The sequence below is a fragment of the Verrucomicrobiia bacterium genome (assembly GCA_035495615.1).
Lineage (GTDB): Bacteria > Omnitrophota > Omnitrophia > Omnitrophales > Aquincolibacteriaceae > DATJFP01.
On the sequence record DATJFP010000083.1, the window covers coordinates 21163 to 39548 of the forward strand.

The 18386-nt window shown below is 56.0% G+C and carries 16 protein-coding genes; all 16 read left to right on the forward strand.

All coding sequences use genetic code 11. The annotated features are described in order from the left end of the window. Complete coding sequence (locus tag VL688_10355; GenBank protein HTL48445.1) at positions 1-3450, forward strand: hypothetical protein; 3450 nt, start codon at positions 1-3, stop codon at positions 3448-3450. Then, complete coding sequence (locus VL688_10360; GenBank protein ID HTL48446.1) at positions 3447-4358, forward strand: metallophosphoesterase; 912 nt, start codon at positions 3447-3449, stop codon at positions 4356-4358. Before VL688_10355 ends, VL688_10360 begins: the two co-directional genes overlap by 4 nt. Before the next feature lie 2 nt (positions 4359-4360). Further along, complete coding sequence (locus tag VL688_10365; protein ID HTL48447.1) at positions 4361-5152, forward strand: polysaccharide deacetylase family protein; 792 nt, start codon at positions 4361-4363, stop codon at positions 5150-5152. Next, the gene (locus VL688_10370; protein ID HTL48448.1) at positions 5149-6285 is read left to right on the forward strand and encodes a glycosyltransferase family 2 protein; all 1137 of its coding nucleotides are present in this window, start codon (positions 5149-5151) and stop codon (positions 6283-6285) included. The genes VL688_10365 and VL688_10370 overlap by 4 nt, the downstream gene beginning before the upstream one ends. A gap of 142 nt (positions 6286-6427) precedes the next feature. Next, positions 6428-7273, forward strand: coding sequence for an exosortase/archaeosortase family protein (locus VL688_10375; protein HTL48449.1), 846 nt, complete (start codon positions 6428-6430; stop codon positions 7271-7273). Then, positions 7266-7895: an EpsI family protein gene (locus tag VL688_10380; protein HTL48450.1), complete on the forward strand. Its 630-nt coding sequence runs from the start codon at positions 7266-7268 to the stop codon at positions 7893-7895. The genes VL688_10375 and VL688_10380 overlap by 8 nt, the downstream gene beginning before the upstream one ends. Before the next feature lie 403 nt (positions 7896-8298). Continuing rightward, positions 8299-9030 (forward strand): sugar transferase, encoded by a 732-nt coding sequence (locus tag VL688_10385; protein ID HTL48451.1) that lies wholly within the window; start codon positions 8299-8301, stop codon positions 9028-9030. A 62-nt stretch (positions 9031-9092) separates the two neighbouring features. Next, a complete protein-coding gene (locus tag VL688_10390) occupies positions 9093-9797 on the forward strand; it encodes a PEP-CTERM sorting domain-containing protein (GenBank protein HTL48452.1) in 705 nt (234 codons plus the stop codon). Positions 9798-10000: 203 nt separating this feature from the next. Beyond that, positions 10001-10744, forward strand: a complete 744-nt coding sequence (locus VL688_10395) for a hypothetical protein (GenBank protein ID HTL48453.1) — start codon at positions 10001-10003, stop codon at positions 10742-10744. Next, positions 10741-11457, forward strand: a complete 717-nt coding sequence (locus tag VL688_10400) for a PEP-CTERM sorting domain-containing protein (GenBank protein HTL48454.1) — start codon at positions 10741-10743, stop codon at positions 11455-11457. The genes VL688_10395 and VL688_10400 overlap by 4 nt, the downstream gene beginning before the upstream one ends. 12 nt (positions 11458-11469) lie before the next feature. Further along, positions 11470-12879, forward strand: a complete 1410-nt coding sequence (locus tag VL688_10405; GenBank protein HTL48455.1) for a tetratricopeptide repeat protein — start codon at positions 11470-11472, stop codon at positions 12877-12879. Positions 12880-13167: 288 nt separating this feature from the next. Continuing rightward, entirely contained in the window at positions 13168-14427 is a 1260-nt protein-coding gene (locus VL688_10410) for an ATP-binding protein (GenBank protein HTL48456.1), read from the forward strand. Between the two features lie 6 nt (positions 14428-14433). After that, complete coding sequence (locus VL688_10415; GenBank protein ID HTL48457.1) at positions 14434-15798, forward strand: sigma-54 dependent transcriptional regulator; 1365 nt, start codon at positions 14434-14436, stop codon at positions 15796-15798. 124 nt (positions 15799-15922) lie between these two features. Continuing rightward, a complete protein-coding gene (locus VL688_10420; protein ID HTL48458.1) occupies positions 15923-17125 on the forward strand; it encodes a phosphoglycerate kinase in 1203 nt (400 codons plus the stop codon). A 10-nt stretch (positions 17126-17135) separates the two neighbouring features. Further along, positions 17136-17918, forward strand: a complete 783-nt coding sequence (gene tpiA, locus VL688_10425; GenBank protein HTL48459.1) for a triose-phosphate isomerase — start codon at positions 17136-17138, stop codon at positions 17916-17918. Next, positions 17915-18385, forward strand: a complete 471-nt coding sequence (gene secG, locus VL688_10430; protein HTL48460.1) for a preprotein translocase subunit SecG — start codon at positions 17915-17917, stop codon at positions 18383-18385. Before tpiA ends, secG begins: the two co-directional genes overlap by 4 nt. The last annotated feature ends 1 nt before the right edge of the window (position 18386 follow it).

The window sequence follows — 18386 nt, forward strand, 5'->3', positions numbered from 1 at the left end:
ATGGGCGACATGGATGAACTGAAAGGCAAAATCAGGGAAATCTTCCAGATCCTCGGGCGCATGGTGCGCGGCAAGGACGCGGGGAAGCAAGCTGTGCCTTCCGGGACGCCGGAGCATGAAGAAGCGCCGGAATTGGAATCGGATACAGAAGTGGAAGCGGAGACCGGGGAACCCGGGGAGCAGGAGGCGCAAGAGAGTGCCTCCGGGCACCGGATGCGGAAGCGGAGACGGCGGCGCCACACCAAACGCCGCCGCGCGCCGGCCGACCTGATCCTCCAGACGGTTTTGGGCTGCTTTATTTTAGGATTTGCCGCCGGATTCGGGCTGATGCGCGTTACGAGCTGGAGCGGGCAGGAAGCCCAGGGCCTGCAAGGCGGCACGTTTTCGCTCGGGCGCCTTTTACTCGGCAAGACATTTTCTTTTCCGGGACGCCAGGCGGACGGCACCTTCCTCTTTTCGAATTTCGAAAAAAATTCCGATTTCGAGGCGTGGAAAAAAGTCAACGCGGTCATGCTCTCGAGCGGCGACAATCCCGCCGAAGGCGCGCGTGCCGCGCAGATCACGGTGCGCGGCGCGGCCGAAGAATTCGGGGGCGTTTTGCTGGACGACCTGGTCCGCAGCCGGCGAGGCGGTTTTGACTGGTCCCGCTACGGGACCTTTCAGGCCGCGGTTTTTAATCCGGGCGTGGAAGCGATTTCGCTGACCGTCCTCGTTGTGGACAGTACGGGCCGCAGCTTCAAAGAGGACGTGCCCGTCCCCGGCAAAAGCGGCAGGCGCTTTGCGATCCCGATTGCCAAAATCGCGGCGGAATTGAATGCCGCGAAGGTCAATCAGGTTTCGTTTTACGGGCGTCCCAAACACGACATGATTTTTTATCTCGATGACATCCGGCTGGCCGGCGCGGGCATGGCTGCGCCGCCAGTAGGTACGGCGCTGCCTTTGCCCTCGGTGCCGCAGGTTGTGGTGCCCGCCGGCATCAACCCGGTCGATTACGGATTCCAGCTGCGCAAGCCCGCCTGGCTTTTGCCCAACCCGGAGTCGCGCGTGCCCATCGTGCGCATTCCTTTCGCAGTCCGCAATGAAACGCCCGCGCTTTGCTGGCTCTGCCCCGTGGAAGGCTCGGTGCCGCTGCCTATGAGCGAGGTCAAATCCCTGAACAACCTGCGGCTGCGTTCCGCGGGCGAGGAAGACATGCCGTTCCAGCCGCGCGTGCTCGCGCGCTGGCCGGACGGGTCGATCAAATGGGTCGGCCTGTATTTCGAGGCCACGCTGCCGCCGGGGCAGGGCACAGGATTTTTTCTGGATTACAGCTCGGAAATGCAAACCATGGAATTTGGAGGCAATCTCGAGCTCACGGAAGAATCCGGCATGATCTGGGTGAAGACCGGCCCGCTCAAAGTGGGGCTCAGCAAAAAAGAATTCACGCTGTTCGACACGGTTTATTTCGATGCCAATCAGGACCTGGAGTTTTCTCCGGACGAACGCATGGTCCACCGCGCGGTCCTGGAATTGAAAGGGAAGGGCTCTGTGTACCGCGCCGACCGCGACACCCAGGGCTACACCCTCGCAGTCGAGGAGCGCGGCACCAAAAAGGCCGTGATCCGCGGCGAAAGCTGGCTGGTCGACGAAAAAGGCGAACGCTACTGCAAGGTGATCGTCCATTACACGTTTTATCAGGGGAAAAATTTCGTGAAGGTGGAGCATACGCTGATTTATACCGGCTATCCCGCCAACAAATATTATGAAGAATACAAAGATATTGTCCTGCCGCCGAACGAAACGATCGATGCGTTCGGCGTGCGTCTTCCCTACAATTTCATTCCTTCGGGCGAAGAACGTCAGGTGATCGGCCAGTTTCCGGAGGCGCCTCTGGTGCTGAACGGAGCGTCCGCTCTCAACGTGTTCCAAAAGAGCTGGAAAGAAACGCAGGTTACAAGCGCGGGCGCCGCCGCGAATCCGCAGGCCGCGTCCGCGGGCTGGTTCGACGTTTCGAACATGAAGGAAGGCCTTGCCGTGACCGTGCGCGATTTCCGGGAAAATTTTCCCAAGGGTTTTTCCGTGGATCCCGCGGCAAAAACCATCGAGCTGTGGTTGTGGCCGGAAGCCGCGGGACCGCTCGACCTGCAGACCACGGAAAAGGCGCTCGGCCCGGACGATGCCGCGCGCGGCAGCGCCTTCGGCCTGGCCAAGACACACGAAATCCTTTTCCATTTTCACGGCGGCAGCCCCGCGGAAGTGCAGGACAGGGCCGTAAGCTTCGGCAAAAGGCTGATCGCCCGGCCCAATCCGTATTGGCTTGACGCCACGGGCGCGCTGGGGCGGCTTTTTCCCGTGGAGCGGCAGTACGCGAAGCCCGAGCAAATGCTCGAAGGCCTTTTCCATTGGGCGGCTTACTGGCCGCTGGCGGAAGAATGGTACGGCATGCTCAATTTCGGGGACACGCTGACATGGTTCCGCGCGGAAGACGACAGCGGCGTTTATCCACAGCCGGGCTGGCATCCCGTGGGCCGCTGGGGCTGGTACAACTGCGAAGGACCCGGCACGCATTACGGAGCTCTGCTTCAATTCGCCCGCAGTGGGCAGTGGAAATATTTCGAATTCGGCGAGAACCTCGCGCGACACATCATGGACGTGGACACGATCCATTACAACACGATCGCCAGCGACCCGCGCCTGAAGTCGCTGAGCGACGACATGTCCCAGCCCGGATCCATGCACCGCCATAGCGGCGACCATTGGAGCGGCCGGAGCGACGAGGCCAGCCACACGAACGTGGCCGGACTTCTCCTGTATTACTATCTTTCCGGCGATGAGCGCGTGCTGGAAGTCTCCAAAGAGGTCGGCGAGTTTTTCCTGAAAGAAAAATTCACATATACCGGCCATCCCGACATGGCCCCGCAGCGCGCCATGGCCAACGCGCTTTGGGGGAGCGTGATGCTTTATGACGCGACAGGCGACGATCGTTACAAAAAACTGGCGGACAAACTGATCGGGATCTTTTTGAAAGGCCAGCAGCCGGACGGCAGTTTTCTCGAAAATTATAATCCAAAAGACGGAACGTGGAGCGGAGAGAAGCACGAAATGTACATGTCGTGGTATGATGTGTCCGCTTTTATCGCCTACCACCAGCTGACGCAGGACAAGCCGGTGGCGGATATGTTGATCAAGCTCATGAATTACCTGACCCCCAAGGAGTACTCCGGCTCGGCCATCCTGCATGGCATTGCCTACGTTTATTTTCTGACCCACGACCCCAAGTGGGCTGAAGCGGCCGACCACTACGTGGAATTTCTGATGAAAAACCAGCGGCGTTCGACGGACCCGCATCTGGACGGGCTTGTTTTTGAGAAGCCGATTTACCACCGGCCCAATATTTTTCTGTCCACGGTGCCGTACGTGTTCGAAGCGTTCGAAGAAGACATGCAGATGAGGCGGAGCCGGAGGCCATGACCGCGTATGGGCTTGTGAAGGCCGCCTTTATTATTTTTACGGCGGGCGGGCTGGGCTTTGCCGCGCTCACACGCGCGGTCACGGGAAAGATCACCGGACTGGCGAAGCTCGTCCTGGCCGCGGTGCTGGCCGGCATCGTCGTCTTCGTGGATTCCCACCTCATCGAGCCCAACTGGATCAAAGTTGAAAAAGTGGTGATCAAGGACCCCGGCCTTGCGGATGTTGCCGGCGATTTGACGATCGTGCAGATTACCGACATCCATTTGAACCAGGGCGGGCTCAAGTTTCTGCACCGGCAGCTGATTCGCAAAGTCAACCGTCTCAAACCCGACATTTTATTTTTCACGGGCGACGTTATCGATGACCTGACGGAAATCAAGCCCGCGATCGAACTGTTCCGCAGCTTTAAGGTTCGCCTGGGCATTTTTGCGATTCCCGGCGACACGGACCACATTGTCCTGGATTCCGCGGGGATGGTCAGGGAACTGGGGCCTGCGGGCATCCGCTGGCTGATCAATGAAACCCTCCGGCTCGATTTACCCGGCGGTAAATCGCTTTGGCTGACGGGCGTGGATGATGCTTTTTATTTCAAGGACCCTTTCGGTAATGCCGTGCGCGGGCTGCCGCCGGGCGTTCCGAGCATTATCCTTGCGCCCAGCCCGGACATGTTCGACCGCGTGGCGGCTGCGAAAATTCCGCTTTTTCTGACCGGTGACACGCACGGCGGCCAGGTGGGAATCGATTTTCTGATCCGCATGTCGGAATATGCGAATCGGACGCCGTACATGCGCGGCCTGTTTCAGAAAGGCAATACGCGGATGTATGTGAACCGGGGCATCGGGATCAAGGCGCTGCCGATCCGTTTTTTGTGCCGCCCGGAAATTGCTGTAATCCAGCTCCGGAAGTGACGATGAAACCTTTTTTGACCGTCCTCAATTACCATGGCCTGGAATCCCGCGAAGGGGAATACTCATTTCATCATGACGAACGCGCTTACGTCCTTCCGGCGGAAGTTTTTGAACGCCATCTCGACCTGATCCGTTCCGAAGGAGGCCGAGTCCTCTCAAGCCATGAAGCGTTTTCGCCGTCTTTGGCGGAAAAAGCCATACTCCTGACCTTTGATGATGGTCTTTCAAGCCACGCCGCGTACGCGGCCCCGGCGATGAAAGTGCGCGGCATGACCGGAATCTTTTTTGTCTCCGCGGGAAAAGTCGGCCTCTCCGGGTACATGGATTGGCATGAACTGCGGGCTTTGGCCGCGGATGGATTCGAGATCGGAGCGCACGGCTACGATCACGTGCCGCTTCCGCCGCTGGCCGATGGCGCACTCCTTCGCGAAACCGCGGAAGCCAAAAAGAAATTGGAAGACGGGCTGGGCAGTCCGGTGCGGAGTTTTTCCGTGCCGCGCGGCTTTTACAGCGGCCGCGTGGGCCGCTTCGTCCGGCAAGCAGGATATCAAAACATGTTTACCTCGCATTTTGGAGTCAATCCAGTTCCGGTTCAGCCCTTCTACGTCAAGCGGCTGGCGCCGACACGCTTCGATGCGCCGGAAACGCTCGGGCAATGGCTGCGCGCGGATTTCGGATCGCGCCATTTCCGTGAAGAAATCAAAGAAAGGCTGCGCCGCCTGCTGGGCCCCGGCATTTATGATCACGCGGCGCGTCTGAAAGCCGCGGCCCGCGGTCCGGGGGGAGCGGCATGAAGATTTTCTTCTGGCTTTGCTGCGGGCTGGTGGTCTACGCCTATGCCGGTTATCCGCTTCTTTTATGGATCGTCAGCCGCCTCGCCGGCCGCGACGTAAAAAAGGGGAAGCACGACGCGTTCGTCAGCGTCATTCTTTCCGCCTTCAATGAAGAGCGCTGGATCGAGGACAAAATCCGCAATCTGCTGGAAATGGATTATCCGGCCGAAAAAATCGAGATCCTGATCGGCTCCGACGGCGGTTCGGACAAAACCGACGAAATCATTTCCAAATTCTCCGACGCGCGCGTGAAATTTTTCCGCTTTGTCTCCAATTTCGGCAAGCCGCATGTGCTGAACGGACTCATCAACGAAGCGCGCGGCTCCATCCTGGTCTTCACGGACGCGCGGCAGCGTTTCGACAAGCAGGCGATCCGCGAACTCGTGGATAATTTCAACGATCCGGAAGTCGGCGCGGTTTCGGGCGAGCTTTATTTCGAACAGGTCAAAGGCGCGGGCGTCAGCAAGGGCATGGACGCTTACTGGAAGTATGAAAAATTTTTGCGCAAGATGGAGAGCCGCATCGGTTCCACGCTCGGCGCGACCGGCGCCATTTATGCGGTAAGGCGACGGCTGTTTACGCCGCTTCCCATGGACATTCTCGTCGATGATATGTACACGCCGCTGTCGATCGTGGTCAAAGGCTATCGCGTGATTTTCGAATCCAGAGCCAAGGCCTTCGATCTGGTTTCGAGCAAAGGCAAGGAAGAGTTCAAGCGCAAGGTGAGGACGCTGGCCGGAAACTATCAGATCTTTGGGCATTTCTCGGAGCTCTTCGATCCGCGCAAGAGCAGGGTGGCGTGGCAGCTTTTCTCGCACAAATTTTTGAGATTGATGGTGCCGTTCTTCATGATCGGCGCCTTTGCCGGTAATCTGCCCCTGATGGGCGACCCGCTGTACCGCATGCTGTTCGCGGCGCAGGCCCTTTTTTACGGGCTTGCGCTGACGGAGTGGCTTTGGGAGCGTCTCACGTCCCGGAAAGGGATCGGCTACATTCCGTACACGTTCTGCCTGCTGAATTATTCGGCCCTGGCCGCGTCTTTCCGCTTTTTGAAGAAAGACACGAAGGGGATCTGGGAAAAGGCCTATCAATAAGCCCTGTAAGGAGTTACCTTCTAGCACTGTCCAGTGTTTTGCGTCAACGGCGATCATTTTTTTCAGGGCTTTGCAAAATGAGAGTCCCTTGAGTAAGATTTAAAAATTGTTTGCCGGCCTGGACAGTGCACGGCCTGAAACCATGACAACCACGAGCAAAACCTCTTTCAATCTGAACTGGCTTTTCCTGGCGGCCGCGGCAGCGCTGCTTGTCTGGACCTTTACGCCTTCGTTTCTTTGGATGGTGGACCGCTGGAAAGCGCCCGATTCCTATTTCGCGCACGGCTTTCTCATCCCGCTGGTCACCGCGTACTGGATTTGGGAAAAACGCGCCACGCTTGCGGCCACGGAACTGAAGTCCAGCGCCTGGGGTCTTCCGTTTCTCATTGTTGCCGCGCTCATGCAGATTTTCGCCGCGATCATGCGCGTTTATTTTCTGTCGTGCTTTTCGTTCGTGATCTGCCTGTTCGGCATTTCGCTTGCCGCCGCGGGCACGAAATTCACGCGGCAAATCGCGTTTCCTCTTTTCTTTCTTTTCCTCATGGTGCCGCTGCCGCTGCTCGTCGTTTCGGAAACGACGCTCAGGATGAAATTCTTCGTGACAGAACTCGCGACCACGTGCCTGAACGCGATCGGATTCAAGGCGTACCGCAACGGAAGTTATCTGGTCATGCCGAACTCTTTTCTTTTGGTAGGCGATCCGTGCAGCGGACTGCGTTCTTTCCTCGCGTTTCTTTGCCTCGGGTTTGTTTTTGCGTACGGCGGTAAAACGAAGTGGTGGGGGAAAGCGATCCTGATTTTCGCGGGACTGCCGCTGGCGATTTTCTCCAACTTATTGAGGGTTTTTGGGTTGGCGCTGATCGCAGAGATCTACGGCCAGGAAGCCGTGCACGGAAAAATTCACGACGCTTCAGGCTTTGTCGTGTTCGTCATCGCGTTCGCGCTGTTCATGCTGATCCGCCGTCAACTGGAGGCCGCGCGTGCTTAAAAACGGAAAAGCCTTTCTCCTGGTTTTGATTTATCTCGGAGCCTTATCCGCGTTCCGCCTCACGCCGCCCGCGGCATTCAGCATTTCAGCCTCGATGAGCCCGTTCTTCCAGACTTTTCCGAAAGAGATCGGCGCGTGGAAAGGCGAGGACACGCCGCCGGATCAGAGGACGCTCGAAATTCTCGAAACGCGCAACGTGCTGTCGCGGAATTATCAGAACGCGGAAGGCAAGAAGCTTCATCTTTTGCTCGTCAGTTCCGAAAAAGACCGCCGCGTCGCGCATCCTCCGGAAGTCTGCTACCTCGGAGCGAATTTCAACATCGTCGACGACGTGGAATCCAAATTTTCTACTCCTGAAACGGGGACGATCGGCATCCGGCAGTTCCGGGCCGTGAACGAGCGTCATCCCGACGACCAGCAGCAAGTTCTTTATCTTTATAAAATCGGGAATCGTTTCACCACGAATTATTACGCCCAGCAGCTCCAGTTTGCCCTGGACCGGATCTCCCGCAAGGAAACGGAAGTCATGCTTATCCGCCTCGCGGGGGCTGATGCCCAGGACCTCAAGGCCTTTCTCCAGGATCTCCTGCCCTATCTGACCGGGGCTCGCCAGCCCGCCTGACGTTCAAAATAACCGTCGGTTGAATTTTTTTATTTCCCCTACGGATTTCCCCTGACAATTGCTGTAAGATATTTCATTACATTGGGTTATAAATAGTAACATTGGGTGAAAAAGAAGCACACGGAAATATTATCACAACTCTTTTAAATGATTAGAGTTACGATTGAAGGCGGGGAATGTGTTGTTTATTTTGAACAAACGATTCGCAAAAGTAACATAAGCATCTTTTAAAGGGCTTTCGGGCTTTTCTTAAACCCTTTTAAAATATAGGGTTATAACCACTACATCCGGGCCCTCTTTTTTCTTACTTGGCACAGATCGTGCTTAAGACACCATGAAACGTGGACTACGTCCTCATGGCATTCAAATTTATACCAATTCTTGCAAAGGCGGAATTTAAACAATGAACGTCACTTTCCAGGAAATTAAAAACAACCTGATGCGCGACTATATGCTGCGCCGTTACCACAAAATCTCGAAAGGGGAGGTCCCCATCGAGGAAAAGGCCCTGGAAGTTCTGACCCGGTCGTACGTGGAGTTGACCACGTCCTGGCGCATTTTTGTCAAGAGAGCCCTGGATTTGACGGTTTCGATCGTCGGTCTTGCGGTGTGCTCGCCGATCATGCTGTTGATCGCGATCTGGATTAAGCTCGATTCCCGGGGCCCGATTTTTTACAGCCAGGAACGCGTCGGCCAGAAGGGCAAGACCTTCCGCATTTACAAGTTCCGCAGCATGCGTCAGGACGCGGAAATCAAAAGTGGTCCGGTCTGGGCCGTCGAAAACGACCCGCGCGTTACCAAGCTCGGCCACTTTCTCCGCACCACGCACCTGGATGAAATCCCTCAGTTTTTCAACGTCCTCAAAGGCGAGATGAGCCTTGTCGGCCCGCGCCCCGAACGCCCGCATTTCGTCAAGGAACTGCGCGCGCAGATCCCGCATTATGACAAGCGTCATTTTGCGAAGCCTGGCGTGACCGGCCTTGCGCAGATTCGCCAACGTTATGACAGCAGCATTGAGGACGTGAAGAAAAAAGTTCGATATGACGTGTTGTATATCAAAAAGATGTGCCCGCTTCTCGACATCAAAGTGATCGCCCTTACGGCGCTCACCGTGATCTTGAGGACTGGCAGATAACAAACGAAACAATCCTCGCGGGTTTTTCGTTAACTACTAAAGAAAGGAGCAAGAAATAGCATATGAAAAAGACTGCTGGATTACTAGCGATGATCGCCGGCGTGCTCATGATGGGCATGTCGAGCGCTTACGCGGTTCCGGTCATCAATGGCGCCATCGCGCCGGCTACCGAATGGAATAACACGGGATATAACTACTATCTCAATGTTAGCGACGTTAACGAAGCGTTGATTCCCGATCAGTACGACATTAAGAATGTCACGCTGCTTCAGGAAATCGAAGGCTTTGGATTCGGTGATAGCAATGCGGCCAACGATGGTATCTATTTGCTGGTCGAAACTTATGCAGCCCCGTCTTTTGTTGACGAAACTCTGGGGGGACCGAAAGTCACGGTTTTCCTGGATGCCGATTTCAACAATGACGGCATCATCGATTTCTCGATGGAACACACGGCGAATGCTAACGGTACTGGTCAAAAGGTCACCGTTACCTTCAACGTGTTTGGTCCTACGGGAGATCTAGTGACGAATGGGGGTTCGTTTTCGACCGGGAGCGTGATTGAATATTACATTCCTCACGGCCCGTTCAATACCCCGAATGCCCCGTTCCCGATTTCGTTCGTGGGTTATATCACGTACGATAACGGCGGATTGTCTCCGGATGATAACGTCACCGGCGGCCCGCTGGTGTTCGTTCCTGAACCTAGCACGATGCTGCTTTTTGGTGGTGCTCTGCTCGGAATGATCGGGCTGCGTTTTAAAAAGTAATTCTTGAATAGTTTGCTGTAAGTCATATTATAGCTAGCTATTTCGAGGCTCCTAACCCTGGCCCCTTGCAAGAGGGGCCAGGGTTTATTGCGCGAAATCTAGCGGAAAGAGAGTGTGGACTAAGTTTTATTCAAGCCAACGCTATGCTGAAAAAAATCTCCCAACTGCACAGAGAAGCATTGTCCGTCATCGCGAAGAATCCGATGATCATGCTTCTTTTTTTGTTTTTGGCGGTTGCGGAAGCCTTGGCGTTGACGACTTTGTTCCTTGCTCACTCCGCGCCGTTCTCGAAGATTTTTGCGCCCATCATCCGGCGCTTCTGGGGAGACCGGTTTCTTCATTACCCGGATAACTTTCTTCTTCTGCCTAAGCTTTACGGTTATGCCAATGCTGCCATTCTTACCGTCGTCGGCCTCTTAGTCAGCGGTATTACTATTAAATTAATAGAAGCTGCGGTGCTTCATACCGGCGTTTCGACGCTTACCGCGGCGCAATCGTCCTTTCAGAAGTATTTCGGGCTTTTGGCGGTTTGGATCCCGGCTTTTCTCATCATGCGGTACGGCACGAGTTTCCTGATGCCGCATATCCCGCATTCGCTGCCCGCGGAATTTATGGTCATCTTACTCATGTTTGTGGTCATCCAGGCGATCACGGCTTTTTTGTTTACGGCAGTCATGACTTCGAAAAACGGATTTTTCAAGGCACTCGTGGAAGGCTTTGGGACTTTGAAGGAACAGGGAGGCGTTTTGATCGGGGCGATTTTTATCCCGTGCGTCATCGGCGTCGCGCTTTCTTTTCTTAAATCGACGGCGCCGTCTTTTGTAAGGTTTTATCCGGAAAGCGTTCTTTTGATTTTGTATTCCGGCATTTTTATCACGATGGTCATCGACCTCTATGTTACATCGGTCTCGACCATACTCTATCTAAAGGCGAGGAATAAAGTATGAAAAGCATAAAAACCTTTTTGGTTTTATCGTTGTGCTTGACCCTTCCCGCGTGGGGCGTTCATGCCGCGGTGCCCGAGATCCAGGGCGTTATGGCCAATTTCACTCCGGCCAATGTGGCTCCTGAAAATCCCAGCGTCGACTGGCACGATTTCCAGATGACCGTGGATCCGCCGGTTTTGGTGGATTCTAAGCTCATGGAAGCGCTTTTTCCGTCCACGCAGGACTTGGACCTTGAGCACGCGTCCATCGAAGATCTTACGGAAGACGAGATGGAAACGTCGCTTCAGGACCAGCTCATCCTTGGCGAGACCCATGGCTTCTGGTCTCGGACCAAGACGTGGCTTGTCGGTGGCTTGCTTCTGACGGCGCTCATCACGGGGCTTCTGGTCCTGTTTTCGTCCGGCTCCGGCAGCGGTTCCGGCAGTGGTTCCGGTTCCGGCGGCGGCGACAGCAATAACAGCGGCGGACCCGGCGGTGCTGGGGGCGGCGGTGGTGTTGGTGGAGCAGGTGCCGGGGGTGCTGGCGGTTCCGGCGGCACGGGCGGTACGGGGGGTACTGGCGGCGCCGGTGGCGGCGGTGGTGGTGGAAACGGCGGCGGTGTGGGTGCTACGGATTTCAACGGTAATTATCCGAGCAATCCCGAGCCTTCCACGATGTTGCTCCTCGGATTGGGACTGATGCTTTTTACCTTCAAGCGGAAAGCCCAGGCCTAAAAGGATTTTACGATGCGCGTGAGAAATGCCCTTTATTTTCTGGCGTTGAGCGTGGCGCTCAGCGGGTGCAGCAGGAGTTATCTGGCCGAGAAAGAATTTTTCAAGGCCAAGAAAACCCTGGAGAGCATCAAGCTGTCCGCGCCCGTAGAAGCCCTGGAAGAGCCGATTGCCGCGTTTCAACACGTGGTTGATCGTTTTCCCGGCACGCCCAAAGCCATGGAGAGCCTGATTGCCATCTCCAACCTCCGGCTCAAGCAGAAGAAGTACTCGGAGGCGCGGGATGCCATGAAGACCATCGTGGAAGATTACAGCGCCGATAAGGACCGGGTCGCCGAAGCCCGCGACCGTATCGGGCAGATCTACCAGGCTGAAGGGAATTGGGACGCCGCGCAGAAAGCCTACTGGGAAGCCGCGGAGTACAATCCGCTGCACGTGCGCGGGCTATACGCGCCCATCAAGATCCTGCTTCATTACAAGCAGGCGAAAGATGACAAAGGTTTCGAACAGCAGTTTGTCCGCGTGCTCGATCATTACCAGGGCCTGATCAAGCAGCTCGGCCCCATCGATACAGCCGCTCCCGTCAAAAATTATTTGGCCATGGCATACATGGTGAAAGGCGACACGCAGCCTGCCGTGGACACCTGGGAAGCCCTTTACCGCGAGCATCACGAAAACGGCTATGCGCCTATGGCCCTTTTGGCTGCCGCGGAATTGCGCTGGCGTGAAGACAATCTCGCCGAAGCGGAACGTTTGTGGGGGCTGTACTTCAAGGATTACCCGAACCACGGGCTTGCCGGAAAAACCTCGGTGACGATCGGCATGCTCTACCAGGGCAAAAAAGATTTTACAAAAAGCCGCGGCTGGTACAACAAGGCCCTCGAGCAGTATTTCAAAGGCAAGTCGCTCGAGCGGAGCGAAGTTGAGCTGCTCATGGCTAAGTCCTATCAGGACGAGGGGAATTGGGAGCAGGCAGACACGCTCTACAAGCAGCTTGAGCAGGACTATCCGAACACTTCGCCGTCCCTCCAGGTCCCGCTTTTGCGCGCAGAGCACTTCCGTGAAGCCGGGGATACGGAACAATCGAACAAGATCCTGGGTGAAGCGATTCTGGTTTACCAGGGCCTTGAAACCGAGAATCCGGACGAAAACGTCCGTAAAATTGCGACCCGCTTTAAGACGGCTGCATATGCCCAACTCGGAGCCTGGCAGGACATGATCAAAGAAATCGAAGGTCAGATGGCGCAGGAGACTCAGCCGGAAAAAAAGGGGCGCTGGCTTTTCCTCAAGGCGCTGCTTACCGAGAATCGCCTTAAAGACCATGGCGCCGCGATTCAGCTTTACGAAAATTTCCTCAAAGATTATCCCGAACATCCGCTTTCTTCCCGCGCTAAGGCCCAGCTCGACGCCTTGAAGCAAGCCTAAAACCCACGATTCTTTCCTTTCGTTTTCCCGCAAGGCCATCAAATTGTAAAAACGCCTTGCGCGTCCTGCTTTTTCAACAATTTTCCTCTGGGAGGTATGGCTCACCCGTGATCAATTTGGAGCAACAAAGGGCAATAAGGATATTATTATATCGTGTTGAATTAAAATGACTTAGAGAAAATTTTTTTAAACACTTTCTATTGACCCGCCGGGACCTTGTGATATACTTCCGTCATCTTTGGGGCGGCATTTCGACAGCTGTCCAAATTTAAAGACATCCCGGATCTCATGAAATCAAGCTTGTCCCAAAACCCCAGTGCCGGCGCTTCTTCCACCGGCGTTCTCCCGCTCAATCCTGAGCCTCACTTCTTTGCAAGCCCGGACAACTTCATCGAATTCGCGCTGGATTCGGTCCTGGCCCTCGTTCAGGCGCATGCAGGATCGCTCATGCTATGGGACGAAGAAAAGAAGGCCTTGGTTCTGAAGTCCGCCCGCGGGCCTTATTGCGACAGGGTCCGTGACGCGCATATCCGGCTCCGCGAAGGCGTGGCGGGGTGGGTGGGTGACAAGGGCCGCAGCGTCCTGGTTAAAGACATTCACGACGACAGCCAATTCAGCCATTACCGCCGGGCCGGCAATTATGAAACGCATTCCTTCATGTCCATTCCGCTGATCTCTTCGAACAAGCTCGTCGGCGTTATCAACATCACGGAGCGGGCCAATTTTGATGCCTTTACTGAAGATGACATGGTGCGCGCGCGGCTTTTCGCACAGCACATCGCGATTGCTTACGACAACATGCGGCTTGCCAGCCGGTTCCGCGTGGAAAATCAGCGTTTGAGCGAAAAAGTCGTCATCCTCGAGCAGACCCTCGAACGACAGGAGCCGCTGGTCTCGATCGGAAAACTTGCATCGAATCTCGCCCATGAGCTCAACAATCCCTTGGACTCCATACGCCGTTACGTGAATCTGGCGCTCGAGCAGGTGATGGAAGATTCGCTGGCGCGGCAGTACATCATGAAATCCAAGGAAGGCATCCGCCGCGCCATCCAGGTCATCCGCGGGCTTCTTCAGTATTCCCGGCACGCCGCGAAAATGGAATTGCGCGAGTCCGAACTCCATCAGGTGCTGCGCAAAAGCCTCGAAGGCGTTTCCCACGACGATAATTTCGAAGGCGTCCACGTGCGGCTGGAGCTGGCGCCGGAAGAGTGCGTCGTGCCGGACTGCGGCCTCGCTGTTGTTTTTCGGAATCTTTTCAAGAACGCGTACCAGGCCATGAAAGGCCGCGGCACGCTGAAAATCTCGACTTCCATTTTTGATACCACGATTACCGTCAAGATCCAGGATTCGGGCTGCGGCGTTCCGGACGCGGTTAAAACGCGCCTGTTCGAGCCGTTCTTTTCCACCAAGCAGGGAGAAGGAACCGGTATCGGCCTGGCCATTTCCCGCGAGATCGTCGAAAAGTGCGGCGGCAGCATCCAATTCGAAAGCATGCCCGAAATCGGCACGACGTTTATCATTCACTTACCCCTCTTAAGGAGAGCCTAAAATCCCATGCTTAAAAACATCCTGATCATCGAAGACGACGCCCTTGTGCGGGAATCGCTTGCCGAGGTGCTGCGCCGCGAAGGTTACAACGTCGAGGAGGCGGGCGACGGACCCGAGGCTCTGAAGAAAATCGCGCAGAAGAAATTTGCCCTGGCCATGCTGGATCTCCGGCTGCCGTCCACCAACGGCATCAATGTGCTCCAGGCGGCCAGACAAGAAGACCCCGAGCTCGAAGTCATCATGATGACCAGTTTTGGAACCGTCGAAACGGCTGTTGAAGCCATGAAGCTGGGCGCCGTCGATTATCTGACCAAGCCGATCAACGACGACGAATTGAAGCTGGTCGTGTCCCGCGTCATGGACGGTCTGCTCCTCAAGGAAGAAAACACGAGCCTGAAACAGGAGCTCGAAGAAAAGCGTTCTCATTTTCACAACCTGATCGGCGAAGATCCAAAAATGCAGAAGATTTACCAGATTATCCGCGCCATCAGCAATACGGATACGACGGTGCTTCTGCGCGGGGAGAGCGGAACGGGTAAAGGCATGACCGCCATGGCCATCCATTACAGCGATCCCGCGCGTAAGGACAAGCCGTTCGTGGAAGTCAGCTGCGGCGCGATCCCTCGCGAGCTGCTGGAAAGCGAGATCTTCGGGCACATCAAGGGCGCGTTCACCAGCGCCATCCGCGACCGCATCGGCCGTTTCGAAATGGCCAACGGCGGGACGATTTTCCTCGACGAAATCGACGCCTTGCCGCCTTACCTCCAGGTCAAGCTGCTCCGCGTCCTTCAGCAGAAAGTCTTCGAGCGCGTCGGCGACACGAAAACCATCCAGGTCGACGTCCGCATCATCGCGGCCACCAACCGCGATCTCACGGAAGAAATCAAGAAAGGTAATTTTCGTGAAGACCTTTATTACCGCCTGAACGTCATTACGATCGACATTCCGCCCCTGCGTGAACGCCGCGGCGACATTGCGGCGCTGGTGAAGCATTTCATCCAGTTTTATTCGGAAAAGACCAAGCGCAATGTCAGGACCATCAGCAGCGCGGCCATGAAGCTGATCCTCGACTACCCGTGGCCGGGCAACATCCGCGAGCTGGAAAACGTTTTCGAACGCGCGGTCGTCCTGTCCTCCGGGGAAATTTTGGACGTGGACGTGCTTCCGGACTGCCTGACGAGCAAGAGCGAGTCTTTCACGCTGACGAATCAAGAAGTGCTTTCACTCAAAGAAGTTCTCAAAGAGCCCGAAAAGCAGATTATCAAGAAGGCCCTCGAGCAGAGCGGATGGAACCGCAAAAAGGCGGCCAGCCTTTTAAACATCAATCGCACCACGCTCTACAACAAGATGAAGGAATACCAACTCCTTTAGTCTTGAACGGATTCCGGGCCGCGGCTGAAAATACTCATTGGAAAAAAAGCCGTATCCGCTATAATATCCCGTCTTTACGCATCCTCATCCCTGATCACGACTCATAAGCACCAAAGGCCTATTTATGGATAAAATCAAGAGCATTCAAGAGATGGACATTAAGAACAAGCGCGTCCTCATACGCGTCGACTACAACGTCCCCATGGACGAGCAGGGCAAGATCACCGACGACATTCGCGTCTCCAAATCCCTGGATACGATCCATTATTGCACCAAGCAGAATGCCAGGGTCATCCTTATGTCGCATCTGGGCCGGCCCAAAGGCGCTCCGGATGCCAAGTTCAGCCTGAAGCCGGTGGCGCAGCACCTTTCCGGCCTCCTGGGCAAACAAGTCCTCATGCTTCCCGATTGCGTCGGCCCTGAAGTCGAAAGTAAAGTGGCCGCCATGAAGCCGGGCGACGTGGCGATGCTCGAAAACCTGCGCTTCCATAAAGAAGAAGAGAAAAACGATCCTGAATTTTCGCGCAAGCTGGCCGCGCTCGGCGACGTGTACGTGGACGATGCGTTCGGCGCCGCGCACCGGGCCCATGCCTCGGTCGTGGGTGTGACGGAGTTCCTGCCGTCGGCCGCCGGATTCCTGCTGGCGAAGGAAGTGGAATACCTGGGCAAGGCGATCTCCAATCCCGACCGTCCGTTCGTCACGATCCTGGGCGGAGCGAAGGTCTCGGACAAAGTGAAACTCATCTCCAACCTCATCGACAAGGCCGACACGCTGCTGATCGGCGGCGCCATGGCGTACACGTTTTACAAGCTCATGGGCATCAAAATCGGCAATTCGAAGTTCGAGCCGGACGGCGTGCCGTTCGCCGAAGAAGCGCTGAAGAAGGCCAAGCAGAAAAATTTTCCCATGCACTTTCCGAGCGATCGCGTGATTGCTCCTGGCATCGACCGGGCTTCCGAAGCCAAGGTCACCGAGTCTGACATTCCCGACGGCTGGTCGGGTTTTGACATCGGCCCCAAAACGGTCGAGAGCTACAAGCAGATTCTTTCCAAGGCCAAGACCATCGTGTGGAACGGTCCCGTGGGCCTGTTCGAAGTAAAGCCTTTTGACAAGGGCACGCTTGAGCTTGCCAAATTTATCGCGGGCCTGAAAGCCACGAAGATCATCGGCGGCGGAGATACGGCCGCGGCTGTGCGCCAATTCGGCCTGGACGACAAAATGTCCCACGTGTCCACCGGCGGCGGGGCTTCCCTGGAATTTCTCGAAGGCACCGTGCTTCCCGGCATTGCCGTCCTTCAGGAAAAGAAACTGGCCGGAAAACGCTAAAGGAGACGGAATGAAGACGCCTTTCATCGCGGGAAATTGGAAAATGTTCAAGACGGCCAGCGAGGCCTCGACGCTCGTGCAAACCATCAAGGCGGGCGTCTCCAAAGTGGCGGATTGCGATGTCGTGATCTGCCCTCCGTTTACCGCGCTCGGCGCGGTGTCGCCGCTCCTGCGCGACAGCAACATCGAGCTCGGCGGACAGAACATGCACAACGAAGCCGAAGGCGCCTTCACCGGAGAGATTTCTCCGATGATGCTCAAAGACCTCAATTGCCGCTACGTGATTCTCGGCCATTCGGAACGCCGGCAGTTCTTCAAGGAAACCGACGAGCTGATCCGGGAGAAGGTCAAGACGGCGATCAAATACAGCCTGATTCCCATTTTGTGCATCGGCGAAACGCTGGAAGAGCGGGAAGCCCGGCAGTATTTCGAAGTGGTCAAGCGCCAGTTCGAAGAAGCGCTGAAGGGCCTGACCGGCGACGAAGTGTCGCGCATCGTCCTTGCCTACGAGCCTGTATGGGCCATCGGCACCGGCCACACGGCCACGCCCGAACAGGCGGAACAGATGCATTCCTACATCCGCCGCCTTCTCAACGAAAAAGTGGGGCAGGAGATCGGCGCGAAAGTGCCGATACTCTACGGCGGCAGCGTGAAGCCCGACAACATTGGCAAGCTGATGTCCAAGCCCAACGTGGACGGCGCCCTTGTCGGAGGCGCTTCGCTCAAGGCGGAAAGCTTTACTCAAATCATCCAAAATGCGGTGGAAGCCTGCAAGGCAGAGGTAAACCAATGATCGCTGTTCTCGTTACGATTCTTCACGTCATTGTTTGCGCGGTTCTCGTTTTCGTGATCTTGATCCAGGGCGGGCGCGGCCAGGGCCTTGCGAGCGCTTCGTTCGGAAGCGGCAACGTCCAGACGCTTTTCGGCACCAAGGCCGCGGATTTCATGACCAAGGCCACGAGCGTTTCCGCCATCTGCTTCATGATCACCTGCATTTCGCTCGACGTTATCGAAGCGAACAAAAGCCGCAGCCTTCTTGAGACCCGCACGTCGGCGCCGATCGATGTCGACCAGATCAAGCGCGCGCTCGAAAAAGTGAAGGCCGAGGCCAAAAAGAGCGAGGCGAATGCTTTGCCCGCGGTTCCTTCCAGCGCCGCTGTTCCTGCAGCTCCTGCCGTACCGGCAGCTCCCGCAGCGCAGACGGCGCCTGCCGCCAATGCCGCTCCCGCGGAAGCCGCAGCGCCGGCGAGCGCGCAGTAGT

What these genes read in the sequence shown, in the direction of transcription:
- VL688_10390 (HTL48452.1), top strand. Translation starts at nt 9,093, where the DNA reads ATGAAAAAGACTGCTGGATTACTAGCGATGATCGCCGGCGTGCTCATG.
- VL688_10365 (HTL48447.1), top strand. Translation starts at nt 4,361, where the DNA reads ATGAAACCTTTTTTGACCGTCCTCAATTACCATGGCCTGGAATCCCGC.
- VL688_10410 (HTL48456.1), top strand. Translation starts at nt 13,168, where the DNA reads ATGAAATCAAGCTTGTCCCAAAACCCCAGTGCCGGCGCTTCTTCCACC.
- VL688_10415 (HTL48457.1), top strand. Translation starts at nt 14,434, where the DNA reads ATGCTTAAAAACATCCTGATCATCGAAGACGACGCCCTTGTGCGGGAA.
- secG (HTL48460.1), top strand. Translation starts at nt 17,915, where the DNA reads ATGATCGCTGTTCTCGTTACGATTCTTCACGTCATTGTTTGCGCGGTT.
- VL688_10420 (HTL48458.1), top strand. Translation starts at nt 15,923, where the DNA reads ATGGATAAAATCAAGAGCATTCAAGAGATGGACATTAAGAACAAGCGC.
- VL688_10360 (HTL48446.1), top strand. Translation starts at nt 3,447, where the DNA reads ATGACCGCGTATGGGCTTGTGAAGGCCGCCTTTATTATTTTTACGGCG.
- VL688_10355 (HTL48445.1), top strand. Translation starts at nt 1, where the DNA reads ATGGGCGACATGGATGAACTGAAAGGCAAAATCAGGGAAATCTTCCAG.
- tpiA (HTL48459.1), top strand. Translation starts at nt 17,136, where the DNA reads ATGAAGACGCCTTTCATCGCGGGAAATTGGAAAATGTTCAAGACGGCC.
- VL688_10400 (HTL48454.1), top strand. Translation starts at nt 10,741, where the DNA reads ATGAAAAGCATAAAAACCTTTTTGGTTTTATCGTTGTGCTTGACCCTT.
- VL688_10375 (HTL48449.1), top strand. Translation starts at nt 6,428, where the DNA reads ATGACAACCACGAGCAAAACCTCTTTCAATCTGAACTGGCTTTTCCTG.
- VL688_10385 (HTL48451.1), top strand. Translation starts at nt 8,299, where the DNA reads ATGAACGTCACTTTCCAGGAAATTAAAAACAACCTGATGCGCGACTAT.
- VL688_10405 (HTL48455.1), top strand. Translation starts at nt 11,470, where the DNA reads ATGCGCGTGAGAAATGCCCTTTATTTTCTGGCGTTGAGCGTGGCGCTC.
- VL688_10370 (HTL48448.1), top strand. Translation starts at nt 5,149, where the DNA reads ATGAAGATTTTCTTCTGGCTTTGCTGCGGGCTGGTGGTCTACGCCTAT.
- VL688_10395 (HTL48453.1), top strand. Translation starts at nt 10,001, where the DNA reads ATGATCATGCTTCTTTTTTTGTTTTTGGCGGTTGCGGAAGCCTTGGCG.